16 protein-coding genes are annotated in these 17,076 nt (G+C 75.0%); 6 read left to right on the plus strand and 10 right to left on the minus strand.

What is annotated here, in order from left to right:
• The first annotated feature begins 21 nt into the window (after positions 1-21).
• The gene (locus IPL61_31235) at positions 22-903 is read left to right on the plus strand and encodes a transcriptional regulator (protein MBK9035675.1); all 882 of its coding nucleotides are present in this window, start codon (positions 22-24) and stop codon (positions 901-903) included.
• Between the two features lie 52 nt (positions 904-955).
• On the opposite strand, the gene IPL61_31240 is transcribed toward IPL61_31235, so the two are convergent.
• The 5 genes from IPL61_31240 to IPL61_31260 all read right to left on the minus strand — a co-directional run bounded on the left by IPL61_31240 (position 956) and on the right by IPL61_31260 (position 8,450).
• Positions 956-1,840, minus strand: a complete 885-nt coding sequence (locus IPL61_31240; protein MBK9035676.1) for a hypothetical protein — start codon at positions 1,838-1,840, stop codon at positions 956-958.
• Entirely contained in the window at positions 1,837-4,248 is a 2,412-nt protein-coding gene (locus IPL61_31245; protein ID MBK9035677.1) for a tetratricopeptide repeat protein, read from the minus strand. The genes IPL61_31240 and IPL61_31245 overlap by 4 nt, the downstream gene beginning before the upstream one ends.
• The gene (locus tag IPL61_31250) at positions 4,223-6,238 is read right to left on the minus strand and encodes a TonB-dependent receptor (protein MBK9035678.1); all 2,016 of its coding nucleotides are present in this window, start codon (positions 6,236-6,238) and stop codon (positions 4,223-4,225) included. The genes IPL61_31245 and IPL61_31250 overlap by 26 nt, the downstream gene beginning before the upstream one ends.
• A complete protein-coding gene (locus IPL61_31255; GenBank protein ID MBK9035679.1) occupies positions 6,235-7,794 on the minus strand; it encodes a SpoIIE family protein phosphatase in 1,560 nt (519 codons plus the stop codon). The genes IPL61_31250 and IPL61_31255 overlap by 4 nt, the downstream gene beginning before the upstream one ends.
• 74 nt (positions 7,795-7,868) lie before the next feature.
• Positions 7,869-8,450 carry a DTW domain-containing protein gene (locus tag IPL61_31260; GenBank protein ID MBK9035680.1) on the minus strand — a complete coding sequence of 194 codons (582 nt, stop codon included), beginning with the start codon at positions 8,448-8,450 and terminating at the stop codon, positions 7,869-7,871.
• A 134-nt stretch (positions 8,451-8,584) separates the two neighbouring features.
• Here IPL61_31260 and IPL61_31265 point away from each other — a divergent pair, with 134 nt between their 5' ends.
• Positions 8,585-9,211, plus strand: a complete 627-nt coding sequence (locus tag IPL61_31265) for an outer membrane beta-barrel protein (protein MBK9035681.1) — start codon at positions 8,585-8,587, stop codon at positions 9,209-9,211.
• A 67-nt stretch (positions 9,212-9,278) separates the two neighbouring features.
• On the opposite strand, the gene IPL61_31270 is transcribed toward IPL61_31265, so the two are convergent.
• From IPL61_31270 to IPL61_31280, 3 genes are all read right to left on the minus strand, one after another.
• Positions 9,279-10,220 (minus strand): hypothetical protein, encoded by a 942-nt coding sequence (locus IPL61_31270; protein MBK9035682.1) that lies wholly within the window; start codon positions 10,218-10,220, stop codon positions 9,279-9,281.
• A gap of 115 nt (positions 10,221-10,335) precedes the next feature.
• On the minus strand, positions 10,336-11,163 hold the full coding sequence (locus IPL61_31275) for a hypothetical protein (protein ID MBK9035683.1): 828 nt from the start codon (positions 11,161-11,163) through the stop codon (positions 10,336-10,338).
• 270 nt (positions 11,164-11,433) lie between these two features.
• A complete protein-coding gene (locus IPL61_31280) occupies positions 11,434-12,366 on the minus strand; it encodes a haloalkane dehalogenase (protein ID MBK9035684.1) in 933 nt (310 codons plus the stop codon).
• A 90-nt stretch (positions 12,367-12,456) separates the two neighbouring features.
• On the opposite strand from IPL61_31280, the gene IPL61_31285 reads away from it, so the two are divergent.
• The 3 genes from IPL61_31285 (at position 12,457) to IPL61_31295 (ending at position 14,762) form a co-directional block, all read left to right on the plus strand.
• Positions 12,457-13,128 (plus strand): hypothetical protein, encoded by a 672-nt coding sequence (locus tag IPL61_31285; protein MBK9035685.1) that lies wholly within the window; start codon positions 12,457-12,459, stop codon positions 13,126-13,128.
• A gap of 20 nt (positions 13,129-13,148) precedes the next feature.
• Positions 13,149-13,934, plus strand: a complete 786-nt coding sequence (locus IPL61_31290) for a metallophosphoesterase (GenBank protein MBK9035686.1) — start codon at positions 13,149-13,151, stop codon at positions 13,932-13,934.
• Between the two features lie 102 nt (positions 13,935-14,036).
• Entirely contained in the window at positions 14,037-14,762 is a 726-nt protein-coding gene (locus IPL61_31295) for a hypothetical protein (GenBank protein ID MBK9035687.1), read from the plus strand.
• A 43-nt stretch (positions 14,763-14,805) separates the two neighbouring features.
• On the opposite strand, the gene IPL61_31300 is transcribed toward IPL61_31295, so the two are convergent.
• Positions 14,806-15,171 carry a VOC family protein gene (locus IPL61_31300; protein ID MBK9035688.1) on the minus strand — a complete coding sequence of 122 codons (366 nt, stop codon included), beginning with the start codon at positions 15,169-15,171 and terminating at the stop codon, positions 14,806-14,808.
• An 80-nt stretch (positions 15,172-15,251) separates the two neighbouring features.
• Between IPL61_31300 and IPL61_31305 the strand changes: the two genes are divergently transcribed.
• Positions 15,252-15,863 (plus strand): DUF4333 domain-containing protein, encoded by a 612-nt coding sequence (locus IPL61_31305; GenBank protein ID MBK9035689.1) that lies wholly within the window; start codon positions 15,252-15,254, stop codon positions 15,861-15,863.
• A 238-nt stretch (positions 15,864-16,101) separates the two neighbouring features.
• Here IPL61_31305 and IPL61_31310 read toward each other — a convergent pair whose 3' ends face one another.
• Positions 16,102-17,064: a hypothetical protein gene (locus tag IPL61_31310; GenBank protein MBK9035690.1), complete on the minus strand. Its 963-nt coding sequence runs from the start codon at positions 17,062-17,064 to the stop codon at positions 16,102-16,104.
• Between the last annotated feature and the right edge of the window lie 12 nt (positions 17,065-17,076).

The following is a 17,076-nucleotide window of genomic DNA, read 5'->3' on the forward strand; positions in this document are numbered from 1 at the left end:
CCGCGGTACAGTGGCCGCGCGATGACGAGCGCCCTGGTCGACGCCTACCGCGCCGGTGCCCCCGACGCTGCGCTCGCCATCGCGCCCGCCGAGCTCGCCGCGCTCGGGGACCTGCTCGCCGCGCGCTGCGCCGAGGCCGAGGCGGGGCTGCCGGGCGTCGCGGTCGACCGCGCCGAGCTGTGCCGCGCGCTGGCCATCCGCGCGACGCCGACGACGCTCGCCGACGTCGACGCGGTCGAGCTGGCGCTGGCGCTGGCGTGCGCGCGCGGCGATCGCACGGCCCTGACGACGTTCGAGCGCGACTACCTGCGGCAGGTCCCGGCCGGGCTCGGCCACATGCGCCTCGACGGCGCGGTCGTCGACGACGTGGTCCAGCACACCCGGACCCGGCTCCTGGTCGCCGAGCCCGGCGCGACCGCGCGGATCGTCGCGTACGCCGGCCAGGGCAAGCTGCGCGGGCTGGTGCAGGTGGTCGCGGCCCGGATCGCGCTCGACCACGTCCGCGGCCAGCCCCGGGCCGCGCCCGACGAGCTGGGCGACCTGGCCGCCGTCGCCGACGATCCCGAGCTGACGTTCCTCAAGGCCACCTACCGCGACGCGTGGAAGTCGGCGTTCACCGAGGCGGTCGACGACCTCGACGCCCGCGCCCGCAACCTGCTCCGCCTGCACCACCTCACCGGCGCGACGCTCGAGCAGCTCGCCGCGATGTACAGCGTCCACCGCGCGACGGTCGTGCGCTGGCTGGCCGACGCCCGCGGCCGGCTGCTGGACGGCACCCGGCGGCGCCTGACCACGGCGCTGGCGGTGTCGCCGACCGAGGTCGACAGCATCCTGGCGCTCATCGCCAGCCGGCTCGAGGCCAGCGTCGGGCGGCTGCTGGCCGAGGACCGAGCGGACGAGTGACGACGACATCACCCCGAGAACGCGCGCCGGCGCCGACCGGCGCACGCGATCGTCAGCGCGCGCGAAAGTAAGACGACGCCGCCGGCCGGGCGATCGTGAAGGTCCGCCCCTCGATCAGATCGCCGACCGCGATCCGGAGGTTCGGGACCAGCAGCGGCACCTGCCGGACGACGCGCTTCATGCGCCGCGCCAGGCCGCGGTAGCCGTCGACGCCGCTGGTGCGGAAGCCCGAGATCGCGCCGGCGCCGCCGAACGTGGCCGCGCGCTCGCGGGCCGCGGCCACGACCGCCGCCGGCGCGTCCTTGGCCGCGATCAGGACCGGCCAGCTCACCGTCGGCAGGGTCGCGATCCGCGCGACGCCGCCCGGCAGCGCGACGCCGGTCGGGACGACCGCCGCGTCGGCCTTGCCCAGCCCGACCGCGGCCACCGCCGACAGCGCGTCAGGCGACGCCTCGACCTTCCAGAACCCGGCCGCCAGCTCGCCGCCCAGCAGCGCGTTGTCGACGAAGGCCACGTGGCGCCCGTCGGTGACCGGCGCCAGCACGGTCTTGCCGCGCAGATCGAGGATCGACGTCGCGGGCGCGCGCGCGACCAGCTGCCAGGCCGCGGCGGTGTCGCCGTCGCGGACCGCCACGGCGAGCGCGGTGTGGGCGGCGCTGGTCGTCGCCAGGAACTCGGCGTCGACGACCGCGAGCTGGATCTCGCCCTTGGCCAGCGCCGCGGCGAAGTCCGAGCCCTTGCCGTAGACCCGCCCGACCGAGCCGGCGCCGCCGAGGTGCGCGGCCAGCTTGTTGGCGAAGTCGAGGCGCGCGGCCGTGCCGTCGAACGGCGTCGACGGCGCGTACACGCCGACGGTCACCGCCTGGGCCTGGGCGTCGCGCGGCGTCAGCGCCAGCGCGGCGAGCGCGATCACCGCGGTCGCGACGAGCGCCCTCACCGGCCACCCCCGAAGATGCGCTCCTTGGCGGCGATCCACTCGTCGAGGCCGCTCAGCTTGGCGCCGGCCTTCTTGGCCTGCCGCCACAGCTCCAGCGCCTTGGCGCTGTCGCCCTCGCGATCGGCGACGATGCCGGCGCCGACCAGGGCCTCGGGCACGCGCGCGGCGACCCGGGCGAACGCGGCCTTGGCCTCGGCCAGCTTGCCGTCCGCGAGATCGAGCGCGGCGAGATCGTAGGTGAGCTCGTCGGCGCCGGCGCGGCTCTCGACCCCGCGCGCGGTGGCGAGGTGCTTGCGGGCCGCGGGCAGCTTGCCAGCCCGGTAGGCCTGCTCGGCGGCGGTCATGGCCACGACCCGCAGCGCCGACGCCGCCAGCGCGCGCGGCACCCCGGTCGCGGTCCTGGTCAGGCCGGCCAGCTTGTCGGCGGCCTTGCCGGCGCGGCGCGGGTTGAGCCCGTCGACGAACGCGGTCAGGATCGGCACGGCCTGGGTGTCGGCCGGCGCCGGGAACGGGCACCGCAGCTTGGCGATGGCCTTGAGCCGGCCCAGCGCGCGATCGCGATCGCCGCTGGCGACCGCCGCCAGCGCCGCGTCGCACCGGATCGCCACCGCCTGGTCACCGGCGGCGTCGCGGCCGGCCTCGTCGAGGAGCCCGAGCGCGCGCGCGGCCTGGCCGTCGGCCAGCGCCGCCAGCCCGGCGGCGTGACGCGCGGTCACGAGCGCGCTCGCGAGCCGCGCGCCCGCGGCCTTGCGCTCGTCCGCAGGCACCGCGGTCAGCGCGTCGACCGCCGCCGCGGCCGTGCCGCGCTCGAGCTCGAACGCCGCGCGCTCGAGCGCGACGTCGACCTGCCGCGGCCCGGTCGCGATCGCGGCCGCGCGATCCAGCGCCGCGCGCGCTGCCCCGACGTCGCCCCGGGCCGCCTGGGCGCGCCCGAGCAAGATCAGCGTCACGTCGTCGGCCTGATCGAGCTTGGCCCGGCTCAGCACCTCGATCGCGCCGGCGGCGTCGCCGCGGGCCAGCCGGACCATGCCGAGCCCGCGCCACACCGGCGGCGAGCTGGCCACCGCGTCGGCGCGGACCAGCGCCGGCTCGGCGGTGGCGACGTCATCGGCGGCCAGCGCCGCCTCGGCGATCGCGATCAGCGCCTGGGCCAGGCGCGTCCGGGTGCGCGCGCCGCCGCCGCCGTCGGCGACCGCCAGCGCGTGCTCGAGGGTGGCCGCCGCCGCGACCGCGTCGCCGGCCGCGAGCTGGGCCGCGCCGACCGTCGTCGCCAGCTCGGCGTCGTCGGGCGCGGTCGCCAGCGCCTGCCGCAGCCGATCGAGCATGGCCGGGCCCCGCCCGACCGCGATCAGCGCCTCGCCGAACTCGATCCAGTAGGACCGAAAGTCGATCGACTCGGGCGGCACGGCCAGCGGCTCGAGCTCGGCGACCGCCGCGGCGTCGTCGCCAGCGGCGCGCAGCACCCGCGCCAACCGCACCGCGTACCGCGCGCGCGCCGGCTCGAGCGCCCGGGCCCGGGTCAGCGACGCGCGCGCCGCCGCCAGATCGCCGCGCGCCGCCTCGGCCTCGCCGATCAGCGCCAGCGCCGGCGCCGAGTCGGGCTCGCGCTCGAGGTAGCGGCGCCCCAGCGCCATCGCGTCGCCGGGCTCGCGCAGCTCGATCGCGCACTGGCCGTCGACCAGCCACACCGTCGGCGGCGCCGCCGGATCGTCGGCGAGCTTGGCGAGCAGCGGCCGCGCCCGGCGGCAGTCGACCGCCGCGGTCGCCCACGCCAGCCCCAGCCGCGCGGTCATCCAGGTCGGGTGGCGCCGGGCCAGGTCCTCGTACATCGCGCGGGCCGGCTCGGCCTTGCGCGTGCGCAGGTAGGCCTCGGCCAGATCGAGCGCGTGGCGATCGTCCTCGGTCGCCATGCCCGCGGGCCGGGTCCGGCGGTAGGCCTCGAGCGCCACGACCGCGTCGCGCCAGCGCGCGCGATCGGCGTAGTGGTGGCCGAGCAGCGCGTGGGCCTCGTAGCGATCGGGCACGCGCGCGGCCGCGGCCTCGAGCAGCGGCACGCCCTCGGCGACGTCGCCGGCCAGCATGAGCTGCGTGCCGAGCGCGATCGCGACGTCGTCGTTGTCGGGCGCCAGGGCCCGGGCCTTGCGCATCAGCTCGACGCCACGGGCGGCCTCGCCGCGGGCCGCGTACACCGCCGCGCGCAGCACGTAGGCCTCGATCCGCCGCGGGTTGAGCGCCAGCGCCTGGTCGAGCGCCTTGGCCGCGCCGCCGAGATCGCCGCGCGTGAGCGCGCTGCGGCCGGCGGCGACCAGCGCGACGCTGTCGTCGTCGCCGCGCGGCTGGGCCGCGGCCGGCGTCGCCAGCACCACGGCCGCGGCCAGCAGGCTAGTAGCGATAACCGAGCCGCGCATAGAACTCCCTCCCTTCGCCGGGCAAGACCGGGACGACGTCGTCGCGATCGTAGTCCTCGGGCGCGGGCACCTCCTCGCGCGTCCCGAGCAGGTTGCGCACGCCCACGGTCGCGTCGACGCCGTGCAGGTCGGGCGCGTACAGCACCAGGTTCCACATCACGAACGCCGCCGCGGTGACGCCGTCGGTGCGGGTCGAGCGCGCGCCGATCGCGTGGACCTCGGTCGAGATGTGGAAGCGCTCGGCCACCAGCGGCGACGACCCGCCCGCGACCGCGGTCCACGACGGCGCGCCGATCGCGGTCGCGCCATCGCCGTCCTCGACCTTGGTCACGGTCGCGCCGCCGAACCCGAGCCAGCCGTCGGCGTCGCGGTAGCTGCCCTCGACCTCGACGCCGGTCGACTGCAGCCGGCCGCGGTTGTCGAACTGCAGCCGATCGCCGTCGGGCGTCGTCACGGTGTCCTGCTCGACCAGGCGATCGGCGGTCCAGCGAAAGCCCGACAGGCGGGTGGTCAACCCCGGCCGCGGCCGCGCCCACACCACCGCCTCGAAGCTGCGGATGGTCTCGGCGCCGATCGCCGGGTTGGCGATGAAGTCGACGCCGTCCTCGAAGAAGCCCTCGTACGCGCTCGGGTTGCGGAAGCCCTCGGCGTACAGCAGCTTGGCGCCGTAGCGGTCGCGGCTCGCGAACAGCGCCGCCCGCGGCGACACCCGATCCTCGAGCAGCGAGTTGCGATCGGCGCGCACGCCAGCGGTCAGCGCCAGCCAGCCCAGCGGCTTCGCGTCGACCTCGGCGTAGAGGCCCTGCAGGTTGAACGGCGTCGTCACCACCACCACCGCGTCGGGCGGATCGCCGTAGTAGAACGCCTGGCTCTCGGTCGAGATGAACGCGGCCTCGGCCCCGGCGGTGACGCCCAGGCGATCGCCGCCGACCACCGCGTAGCGCCCGCGCACCTCGGCGCCGGCCCAGCGCGAGTCGCCGATGTCGGTGAACGTGCCGCTGCCGTCGTCGAGCACCAGCCGATCGCGGTAGCGGTAGGCGTTGCCGTAGGCGCGCGCGGTCGCGGTCAGCCGCGACGACACCTCGCGGGTGTAGCCGCCCTCGACCATGAGCAGCGTGTCCGACGCCGTGTTCTCGGGGCTGTCGATCGCGCTCTGGTAGGGCGCGAACGGCAGCTGCCGCACCCGCCGGTAGAACCGCGCCTGCGCGAACGCGCCCTCGTAGGCGCCCACGAGGCTGGCCGAGAGCGCCGTGGCGCCGTCCTGATCGACCTCGCCCAGCGCCGGCACCGTCAGCGCCTCGCCGACCCGCCCGAGCGCCGCGACCGAGCCCCGGAGCTGGTGATCGACGTCGCCCATCGCGAAGCCGGCGGCGACGCTGCCGCCGAGGTTCGAGCCGCTGGCCCGGCCCCACGCGCGCGGGGTCTCGGTCGCGCCGCGGGTCACGATGTTGACGATGCCGAAGAACGCGTTGGTGCCGTAGACCGACGACACCGGGCCGCGGATCACCTCGATGCGGGCGATGTCGTCGATCGCGACCGGCGCGTCCCAGCCGTACCCGGCGAACTGGTTCCATGGCTCGTTGACCGTGGCGCCGTCGATCAGCAGCAACAGCCGGGTGTTGAAGTCGCCGACGACCTGGAGCCCGCGCACGCCGACCCGCTCGGTGTAGTGATCGTCGACCACGTAGAACCCGGCCACGCCCCGCAGCGCCTCGGCGATCGTGCGGTAGCCCAGCCGGCGCAGGCGGTCGCCGCTGATGACGGTCACCGCCGACGCGACGTTGCCGAGCGACTGCTCGCGCTTGGCGGCGCCGACCACGACGTCCTCCTCGACCGCGGCCGCCGACGCCACCGCCAGCTGGGTCTGGGCGTCGGCGGTGGTGTCGTCGGGCAAGGGCGGCAGGTCGTCGACGTCGACGTGGGGCGTGTCGGCGCCCGCCACCGTCGCCGCGGCCAGCAGCGTCAGCGCGATCGTCAGCGCCCGGATCATCCGGTCGCCCCGAGCGCGCCGGCCGGGATGGGATCGTAGTGGCACAGCACGAACGTGATGTCGTCCTGGGCCTCGGTGCCGCCGGCGAACTCGTCGATCTGGTCGCGCACCTCGTCGCGCAGCGCCGCCAGCGCCTCGCGGTCCGCGCCCATCGCGCGCCCGGTGAAGATGCTGCGCAGCCGGCGATCGCCGAACAGCTTGCCGCTCGGGGCCTGCCGCTCGACCACGCCGTCGGTGAACGCCACGAAGAGATCGCCGGCCCGGAGCTGGATCGACCCGCGCCGGATGTCGAGCTTGAGCACGCGGTCGCCGAGCGGGTTGCCGCTGGCGGCGATGATCGTGCTCTTGTCGAGCCGGCGGTCGGCCTCCATGTGCATCACGTACGGGAAGTTCTGGCCGGCGTTGGCGTACTGGATCGTGCCCGAGACCGGGTCGAGCACCGCCACGAACGCGGTCATGAGCAGCGACGCCTCGCCGACGTTGCGGATCGCGGCGTCGATCGAGCGCAGGATCTGGTCCGGCGACAGCAGCCGCTCGTCGGCCTCGGCCAGGGCCTCGACCGCGCCGCGGGCGGTGCCGGCGACGATGGCCGAGTGGACGCCGTGGCCGGTCGCGTCGCCGATCACCAGCAAGAGGCGCCCGCCGCTGAGCTGGCGGTAGGTCCACCAGTCGCCGCCACAGCTCGACGCCGGCTCGCAGTGGCCGACCACGCGGAAGCGCCCGTGCTCGACCACGTCGGGCGGCGGCAGCATGCCCTGCTGGACGCTGCGGGCCAGCGCCAGCTCGCGCTCCATCGACGCCTTGGCGGCCTGCTCGATCATCAGCTGCCCCAGGCGATCGGCCATGAAGTTGAAGTTGCGAGCCAGCGCGCCGATCTCGTCGCCCCGGCGATCGTCGACCCGCTGGCGCAGATCCCCCGCGGCGATGCGCTCGGCCGAGATCGCGAGGGCGCGCAGGGGCCGGCCGGCGCGGATGCCCTGGACCGCGGCCAGGATCACGCCGATCGCCAGCAGCGCCAGCGCCACCAGCCAGACCGTGCGCATCGAGGCCTTGGCCTTGGCGTCAGCGGTGGCGACCGCCCGGGTCAGCTCGGCGTCCAGATCGGCGGTCGAGACCCCGAGCCGGAGCTGGCCGACCGTCTGCTCGCCCAGGCCGATCGCGGTGCCGTAGATCCAGTCGGGGCGGTCGGGCGCGACCCGGCGGTGGCCGATCGTGTTGCGCGCGTCCGGCAGATCGCCGAAGTCGACCGCCGGGGCGCCCTCGGTCGCCGCGACCAGCTTGCCTTCCGAGGCGATCGCGATCCACTGGATCCGCGGGTAGGCCTGGAGGGTCGCGGCGATCAGCGGCCCCACCTCGCCGTAGGCCTGCTGGGCCATCGGGATCGCCGCGGCGGTCGCGACGTTTCGCGCCAGCAGCTCGGACTCCCGGATGATCGCTGCCTCGCCAGTTGTACGACGGGCGGCCACATCATCGCGCGCAAGTTCTGCGATCGTGCGCTGTCCGAACCACGCCGAGATCGCTACGGCCACCGCCACCACGATCGACGTGGTCAGCATCAGGCGGACGGATAGCGGGACCCCGGTGCGCGACCCAGACACGGACCGATCCTCCGGCAGCAGACCGAAGTGTGTCAACCCGTCGCGGCCGGGGAGCGCCGCCCCGCCGCCTGGGCGTGCTCGACCGCGGTCGCGAACAACCGCTCGAGTGGTTCGGCCACGGCGTCGCTCTCGACCAGCCGCAGCGCGGTGGCGATCGCCTCGATCGTCGACACCTGCCCGGGCGACGGCGCGTTCCGCAGCCGGGCCGCCGCCGGCACCGGCGCCAGCGTCAGGGTCGGCAGCCCGCGCAGGTACGGGAGCCGCCGCCGCATCCGGCGCGCCTGCTGCCAGGTGGCGTCCAGGAACACCAGCGCGCGGGGCGGCGGGACCGGCGCGATCGTCCGGGCCGGTCCGTCCGGATAGACCAGCCACGTGCCCTCGCCGAGCTCGGGCGTCACGATCACCCGATCCGGCGCGCCGATGTCGATCAGCGTGCTCGCCGGCAGCGCCAGGTGCGCGAGGCGCCCGGTGTTGCTCGAGCGCGTGCGCTCGGTGTGATGGCGGAGGATCACGACCTGCGTGCGGGTGACGATCGGGCCGAGCGCGGCCAGCGTCGGGCACAGGCAGAGCTCGCGCCGGTACAGGCAGCGCGGGCACCGGCCGGGATCGTCCATGGCCCGCGTGTATCACGACGCGAGCCAGCGGGTGGCGTGCGACATCGCTGTCGCGGCTCGGCGCCTCCGCGCGGTCAGCGTCCGTGAGGATCCAATCGTTTGGGCGTGGCACCGAGGTTGCTGTACTGGTCGGCATGCGTCGCCTCGCCACCGCCTCCCTCACCCTCCTCGCGGCCGTCACCCTCCACTCGGCGCCGGCGCACGCCGATGGCACCTACTTCTCCATGGGCATGGGCCCCGGCGAGGTGTCCGACGAGCTCGGCGCCTACGTCCGCGACACCATCCACGCGCGCTTCGCGCTGGGCCACCGCGTCGGCCACATCGCGGTCGAGGGCTACATCGCGCCCGAGGGCGACACCGAGATCGACGCGCCCTACGCCTACTCGGCGCTCCGCCTCGGCGTCGACGCCCGCTACGTGCTGCCGGTGTCCAGCGGCCTGCAGGTCTACGTCCGCGGCGGCCTGTCGAAGGTGTCGGCGACGCTGTCGTCGTACGGCGACGGGCGCTACGCCGAGCGCGACTTCGAGGGCCGCGGCCTCGGCGGCGGCGCCGGCGTCCAGCTCCGCGGCAAGGTCCGGGCGCTGGGGTTCCTGTACTGGCCCCTGTTCTTCGTCCCGGCCGGGCCCAAGGTCGACGCGGCGATCTTTATCGACCACGGCGTCGAGTTCGATCGCCTGCACGCGGTCACCGGTCCCGAGCGCTCGATCGACGCGCGCTTCACGCGCCTGACGATCGGCTTCAACGTCGGCGCCGACTTCTGACGCGGCGCTGGCGGCCTGCCGCAGGTGCCGCCCGGCGATGGCCGCGGCCGGCCGCGAGCCTCCGCCCTCACCAGATCGTGCGGGCCGAGTTGATGACGAAGTCGAGGTCGACCCACGCCATGACCTGCCACGGCGCGCGCGCCACCGGCGCGGACGGGGTCCCGGCGCGCATCAGCGCGGCGCCGCTCGGCGCGGACGGGGTCCCGGCGCGCATCAGCGCGGCGCCGCTCAGGGCATCGGCGGGGTCGACGTCGATCAGCGCCCGCCGCGCCGCCACGCCGACGAACACCGTCATCACGCGCCAGGAGGTCGGCGTCGACGGCGGGCGGCCGGGGCTGGCCTCGAGCTCGACGCCGATCGCGCCGGTGACGTCGCGCAGGCGCCGCCCGTCGGCGGCGGTGAGATCGCGGTAGCGGCCGCGGGCCTCGAGCCGCAGGCGCCGGACCACGACCTGGGTCAAGCGCGCGCTGACGTCGACGTCGTCGGTCACCGACCAGCGGTCGTAGTCGCCGAGCGCGAACGCGCCGGCCAGCTGGGCCTCGACCACCAGCGCCGCGCGATCGAACCGGCCCAGCCGGAGCCCCAGCCGCGGGGTCGCCAGGCGCAGGTGCCCGAACCAGCGCGTGACCAGATCGCCAGCTACGTACGCGCCCCAGCCGTCGGCGTCGTGTTGCTGGCGCCACGTCAGCACGTGCAACGCCGAGCGGTCGCCGAAGTCGCGCGGCGCCTCGAGCCCGTCCCCGCCCCCGTCGCCGATCGCCTCCCACGACCCGAGCTCGAAGCCGGCGCCGCCGCCGGGGTCGTACAGCATCAAGCGCAGCAAGCTGACGCGCACGTCGACGAAGCCGGGCCCGCGCCAGACCTCGACCCGGCCCAGGCTGGTGCCGACACCGCCGCAGGGGTGCCCGCCCTCGCGCGGCGCCACGTCGGAGCCCGCGCAGTTCTCGGCGGCGACCGGCCCAGGCGCGAGCGCGGTGGCGGCGACCATGACGGAGATGAATGAGCGCACCTGCGCCACCGTTGCAGCGCGCGCGCCAGCGCCGCCGCGCGGATCACACGCACTTGCGCCGCGCGGATCGCCGCGTCGGCGCGCGATCCGCGACACCGCCGCCCCACCGCCGCGATCAGCGGCCGATCGACCGGAGCCAGCGGTTGCCCGCGCTCGGCGCGAGGCGCGCGCTCTGATCGGGGGCGTCGCACACCATCTGCGTGGCGCCGCCGTCGATGCGGTACATGCGGCACTCGTCGGTCGAGGCGCCGATGTCGAGCACCAGCGTCTCGGCGCCGGTGGCGGTGATCGTGCCGGTCCGCGGCTCGCCGAGGCGCCAGGTGCCGGCCAGGGTCGCCGCGCCGACGCCGTCGATGTCGACCCAGCTGTCCTCGCTGTGCGTGCACAGGTGGGTCGCGTCGCAGGTGAACGCGATCTCCGAGTGGGCCGCGATGCCGCCGAGGGCGGCGTCGGCGGCGCCATCGAACACCTCACCGTTGTCGGCGACGCCACCGACGTTGGTGAGCGTCACCTTGCCGTCGATCGACTCCGCCGGCGCGCCCGGGTCGGTCGCGGTCCAGGCCTCGGCCTCGACCGTGCTCGGCTTGCTCGGGTCGTACGACGGGTTGGTCGTGAAGATGCCCTGCACGTTGGTCGCGATGATCCGGCCCTCGAGGCGGGTGCCGTCGTCGTTGGTGCATCCGCCGGTGACCGTGGTCACGTTGCCGGTGGTGACGAAGCTCGGGCAGCCGGGCTCGTTGGCACCGGCGATGAACGCGCCCACCACGTACAGCTGGCCGAGATCGCTGGCGGCGGCGACGTCGAGCGCGCGCTCGAGGTGGGCCGCGTCGGCCGAGCTGAATTTCGCGGAGGTGTGGTCCGTCTCGTCGGTGCAGGCACCGAGGACCAGCGAGGCAGAGAGCGCAGCGAGCAACGTCGAACGAGTGGTGAGCGTGCGGATCATGGAAGGCTCCGTTGAGGGGATGGACCTCGTCGACGCGGATGCGACGACGAGCGCCCGGACCCAGAGCAGCCTTCGTGCCACCGTCGCCGCGTCGCGCTAACTCCCCGCGAACCCGCGTGAACCCGCCTCCGCGCGCCGCCGACGCTGTCGAAGCTCGGACGTGGGTGTCACGTTTCGGGTCGAAGTGTGGTGTGGACCGATGGTCACAGCGCCGCGTCGGGCGTGGCCGCGATCACGGCAGCTCGGCCGCCGCGTCGGGCGTGGCCGCGATCACGGCAGCTCGGCCGCCGCGTCGGGCGTGGCCGCGATCAGGTCGATCACGACCTGCGCCAGCTCGGGGCCGACGTCCTCTTGCAAGAAGTGGCCGGCCTTGGTCAGGGTCGTGTGCGGCTGACCGGCGGCGCCGGCGATCCGCGTCTGCAGCGGGCGATCGGCGCCCCGGGTGATCGGATCCGAGTCGCCGAACGCGGTGACGAACGGCCGCGGGAACCGCTCGAGGCCGCGCCAGGCCGCGCGGTTGCCCTCGCTCGCGGGATCGTCGGGCGCCGCCGGCACCAGCGACGGGAACTGCCGGGCGCCGGCCTTGAAGGACTCGTCGGGGAACGGCGCGTCGTAGGCCGCGACCACCTCCGGCGCCATGCCGCGCGCGACCGCGCCGCTGACGATGCGGCCGGTCGCGAACTCCGGCACGGTCTGCGAGAACTGGCGCCACATGAAGAACGCGTCGGGCGGCTTCTGGTCGCCGGTCGGCAGGAACGTGTTGGCCGCGACCACGCGCGCGAACCGCGCCGGCTCGTCGCCGACCAGGCGCAGGCCCAGGAGGCCGCCCCAGTCCTGGCACACGAGCGTCATCGCCCGCAGCCCGGCGCCGTCGATGAAGGCGCGCAGCCACGCCAGGTGGCTGGCGTAGGTGTAGTCGGTGCGCGCGGTCGGCTTGTCCGAGCGCCCGAAGCCGATCAGATCGGGCGCCACCGCGCGCAGCCCGGCCGCGACGCACGCGCGGATGACGTGCCGGTACAGGAACGACCACGACGGCTCACCGTGGAGCATCAGCACCACCGGCGCGTCGCGCGGGCCCTCGTCGACGTAGGCCATGCGCAGCGGCGGGCTGCCGTCGCCGGCGGGGACCTCGAGGTAGTGCGGCGCGTAGGGGAAGTCCGGCAGGTCGGCGAAGCGCTCATCGGGGGTGCGGAGGCGATCCATGCCCGCGACTGTACGCGCCGGACCGGGCGCGCGACCAGATCGGCGCGCGATCCGCTTGGCGCCGCGCCGGGGCCGACGCAGGATCGGGCGGTGCAACTCGCCGCTCGCGCCGCCATGCTGTGCGCCATCCTGTGCGTCGTCGGCGCGTTCCTGCCCGCCGGCGAGCTCGCGATCCGCACGCCGGTGTCGACCCACCGCCGGACCGCGTCGCTGTACCAGCTCGGCGCGAGCAAGGACGCCGCCAAGGACTTCCTGCACCGGTACCGGTCCAGCCTCGGCAAGAAGCTCGGGGTCAAGGTGCTCGACAAGGTCGCGCCGCGCCTGCGCGGCCGGCTCGGCTCCGGCGCCAGCGACCTCCAGGACGCGGTCGCGACGCTCGACAGCATCCAGGACAAGGACATCGACACGGTCGGCGCGATCATCGTCGCGGTGCTGTGGACCTCGCTCGGCGTGAACCTGCTGGTCATCGCGCTCCTGTGGGGCGTCGACGCGACGTCGCGCCGCCTGCGGATCGCCGGCGCGGTCGCGGTCGCGGTGATCGCCGCGACCTTGGCGATCGCCGTCTACCTCGTGCTCAGCCGGATCGTCAGCGAGGCCAACGCCGAGGTCGAGCGCTCGGTGTTCGCGCTGCGCGGCGGCGCGCACATGATGCTCCTGGCCGGGATCGGCCTGCTCGTCGCCGCGGCCCTCACCGCGATCGGCTACGCCCGCGCCCGCGCCCGGTTCCGGCCGCCGACCCCGCCGCCCGCGACGGCGACGTAGCCCCGCGCTATCGTCCGGCCGTGATCGAGATCGTCGAGCTTGAGGGCGAGCCGGTGGCGGGCCTGCCCTACCTGAACGCGGCCCGGGGCGGCGGCACCGAGCGACGCACGCTGGTGGTCGAGCGCGCGCGCGTACGCGGCCTGCCGCCCGATCTCGACGCGGTGATCGCCACCAGCGACCTGCAGGGCATCGTGATCGAGCCGCACACGCGCGCGTCGATCTTGCTCGGGGTCGCGACCGCTGAGCTCCTGGCCGAGCTGGCGTTCGACGGCGTCCTGCCGGCGGCCGATCACACCGGCGTGGTCCTGGCCGGCGATCTGTACAGCGTGCCAGCCGCCAACAAGCGCGGCGGCCACGGCGAGGTCGCGCCGGTGTGGGCCGCGTTCGCCGAGTCGTTCGCCTGGGTCGCGGGCGTCGCCGGCAACCACGACGACGTCTCGACCGTGCGCCGGGCGCCGCACGTCCACGTGCTCGACACCGACCTGATCGACCGCGGCGGCCTGCGCATCGGCGGCGTCGGCCTGATCGCCGGCAACCCCGCCAAGCGCGGCCGTCGCGCCGAGGACGATCAGCTCGAGCGCATCGAGGTGATCGCCACCAGCGACCTCGATCTGCTGCTGCTGCACGAGGGCCCCGGCGGCGACGACGACCAGCCCGGCCACCCGCTGATCCGCGCGGTGGTCGAGCGCGCGCGCGTGCCGCTGACGATCTGCGGCCACGTCCACTGGGACCGGCCCCTGGCCCGGCACACCGGCGGACAGATCCTCAACGTCGACACCCGGGTGCTGGTGCTGGTGCCGGCCTGAGCCGTCGCGCCGGTCGCCGCCCGCGCGCGGCCGAGCAGCCCGGTCATCGATCCAGGTGACGCTAACAGCCCACGCGCACCGGTTTCGCTGTACCAACGGCCCATGAAGCTCGCCCTCATCGGAGGCGTCCCCGAAGCCCAGCTGGTCGCCGCCCTCGCGCGCGCCCGGCCCGGCACGTACGAGCCCGCCGAGCGCAACACCCTCGCGTGGGTGGATCTGGCCGACGCGCCGAGGAAGGCGATCGCGGCCGTCCAGGCGGCGCTGGGCGCACGGCTCACGGTGATCGAGGTGGAGCTGCCGCTGGGCGGCCGCGGCGCGGGCCTGTGCGCGCGCCGCTACACCGTGCCCGCGACCGAGGAGCGCGACCTGTCGGACGAGATGACGAAGCTCCTGGCGTCGTGGCTCGCGACCGTGTCCGATGACCCGGGGGCGCCGTTCGATGAGGAGGTCGCCGCGCTCGATCTGGCGCTCGTCTGCGCCGAGGACGTGCGGCCGCCGCCGCCGCCGCCGGCGATCCCGATGGGCGGCGGCGCGATGCCGCTCAAGCGCAAGGGCGCCGCGAAGCCCACCCTCAACCCGCTGCACGAGCAGTGGGCCAGCGCGCTGGTCGACGCCCTGCGCGCGTCCGAGCGCCTCGACACCACCGGCGAGGCCCTGCCGCTCCGGCGGATCGCCGCGCTGCTCGAGGCCCACGATCAGGTCGGCACGCTGGCGCCCGCGCTCGGTGACGCCTTGCTCGAGCTGCTCGTCGACCACGAGGCGGTCGAGGAGGTCTTCGCCGACGAGGCCGAGCTGGTCGCCGCGGCCCAGGCCGCGCGCCCGCGCTGAACCCCGCGGCGCCGCGGGCGGGGCGCCGGTCGCGGTCGCCGCGTCACCACGTGCGAGCGTCGTCGCCCAGCGGCCCGCGCTGGAGCCGCACCACGCAGAACCGATGGCCGGTCGGCGCCTCCATCACCCACCACGTCTGGATCTGCGCGACCCGCGTCGCGCCCAGCGCCTCGAGCCGCGCGACCTCGGCCTCGACGTCGTCGCTCTCGATGTCGAGGTGGGTCCGGCTCGGGTGCGCGACCCGCTGGACGAACACGCTCGGCTGCCCGGCGCGATCCTCGAGCGCCGCGTAGTTGCCCTCGACCTCGGCCACCGCGCGCCCCAGGGCCGCGCTCCAGAACGCCGCCGCCGTGGTGAGGTCCGCGTCCTGACAGTCGATCCCGATCGCGCAGAGCCGGCTCTTGTGCATGGCGACAGCGTCGCGCAGGGGGCTGACGCTGACCCGACGGCGAAGGTCGCGCCGGCGCCGCGCTGGGTTACCATCGGCCCATGACCCAACGACGGATGGCGCTGCGCGCGCTCTGGATCGTGTGCGTGAGCGGCTGCTCCTTCCACGCCTCTTGCGGCGGCAAGACGGTCGACAGCAAGAAGGGCGAAGCCGCGATCGTCAAGATGCTCGCGACCAGCGGGCTCGACGCCACGGTCTCGTGCCCGACCGGCATCAAGGCGAAGCAGGGCGACACGTTCGACTGCACCGCGGTGGTCGGCGGCGCCACCGGCAAGGTCAAGGTCACCCAGAAGGACGACAAGGGCGCGGTCGAGTTCGAGCTGGTCGAGGGCTTCCTCATCGGCGCGAAGCTCGAGGGCGTGCTCGTCGATCGGATCCAGCAGCAGTACGGCGTCGCCGCCAAGGTCACCTGCGGCGCCCCGTTCCGCGCGTCGGTCCCCGGCGAGACCTTCACCTGCTCGGCCCTGGCGCCCGACGGCGACACGCTGACGATCGGGATCACCGTCAAGGACAAGCTCGGCGCGGTCGACTTCAAGATCGCCGAGCCCGCCGGCGGCGCCGCGCCCCCCGCGGCCGATGATCCGGCCCCCGCCGCCGACGACGGCGACGAGGCGGACGACACCGACCCGCCGGCCGGCACCGACGACGACTGACGCCGCCGCCCGTCAAGGCAGGGGTCAGGGGGGCAGGGGACGGTGTCAACTTTGACAACGTCTCGGGCCGTCCAGCCCGCGGCCGGCCCGGACGCGCCGGTGAGGATCACGCCCTGCCGGCCACGCGCGGAACGTCGCCGAGCGGAATCGCTGACGGCTGGCCGCGCCCTCGGGGAAAAGTTGTCAAAGTTGACACCGTCCCCTCTCCCCGCGATGGACTGCGCCGAGCCCGGCGCACTCACCCGCCGACCCACGCCGCCGTGAGCTGCACCAGTCGGTCGGGGTCGTGGCGCAACTCATCCAAGCGGCGGCGTTGTTCGGGGTCGCGGGTCGTCATCATTCGGGCCGCGTACCGTCGGATGACCGGATCCGGATCTTGCGACAACGTCAGGATCGCAGGCCAAAGCCCCGCCGGAGTCGGTCCGGACGCCAGCGCAAGCGCCACCACGGCCGCCTGCATCGCCGCCTGCCGTGCCCCGAGGTCCACAACTCGCGGCGCTCCATCAGGCGAGCCGCCGGCGCCGGCAGCCAGGAGCGCGTCGATGGCCTCGGGCTGGTCGTCGACGAGCCGGTCACGGATCCACGCCCGCCAGTCGTCGCTGGCCGGAAATGCCTCACCGATCTCGACCGAGGCGAGATATGCCCCGCGGGCGAGCTGGCCATCGGACTCCACGAGGCGCGCCAACCGCGGGCGCATCTCCCGGGTGGGCGCGCGCGTGAGCCAGGTCAGGGCCTTGCTGCGGGCCGCGCCGCCAGCGTCGATCATCGTCGTCAGCGCCGTTTGCCGTGCCGGCGCGGCCAGCGCGGCATCAAGCGCGCCGCGCAGCGCCAGCGCAGCGGGACGCGGCTTCTGTATGAGGCACATGTCGATGTCGACGAACATGCGCGCGGTCGCCCGGTCGGCGAGTTCCCGCTGGAAGACCCGAGACCGTGGCTCATCCGGGTGGCGGCTGATGGCGTCGTCCCACGCGTAGGTGCCGGCCGCGATCTCTATCGCCGTGGCGATCTGTTCAGCGTCGCAACCGCGCCCTCGGTCTGGGCGAAGTGCATCGAGCCATGCGACGCGATCTGCGTTTGCTGCGATCAGCTCCTCGAACTCGACCTCAGGCGGCGGAGGCGGCGGCTGTGACCGGCTCTGACCGCAGGCGGCGAGTGTAAAGGCCACGACCGCCGACGGCACAACCGCACGACGCCGCTTCATGGTGTCCGACGG

The organism is Myxococcales bacterium, from assembly GCA_016717005.1.
Taxonomy (GTDB): Bacteria; Myxococcota_A; Polyangia; order Haliangiales; family Haliangiaceae; genus UBA2376.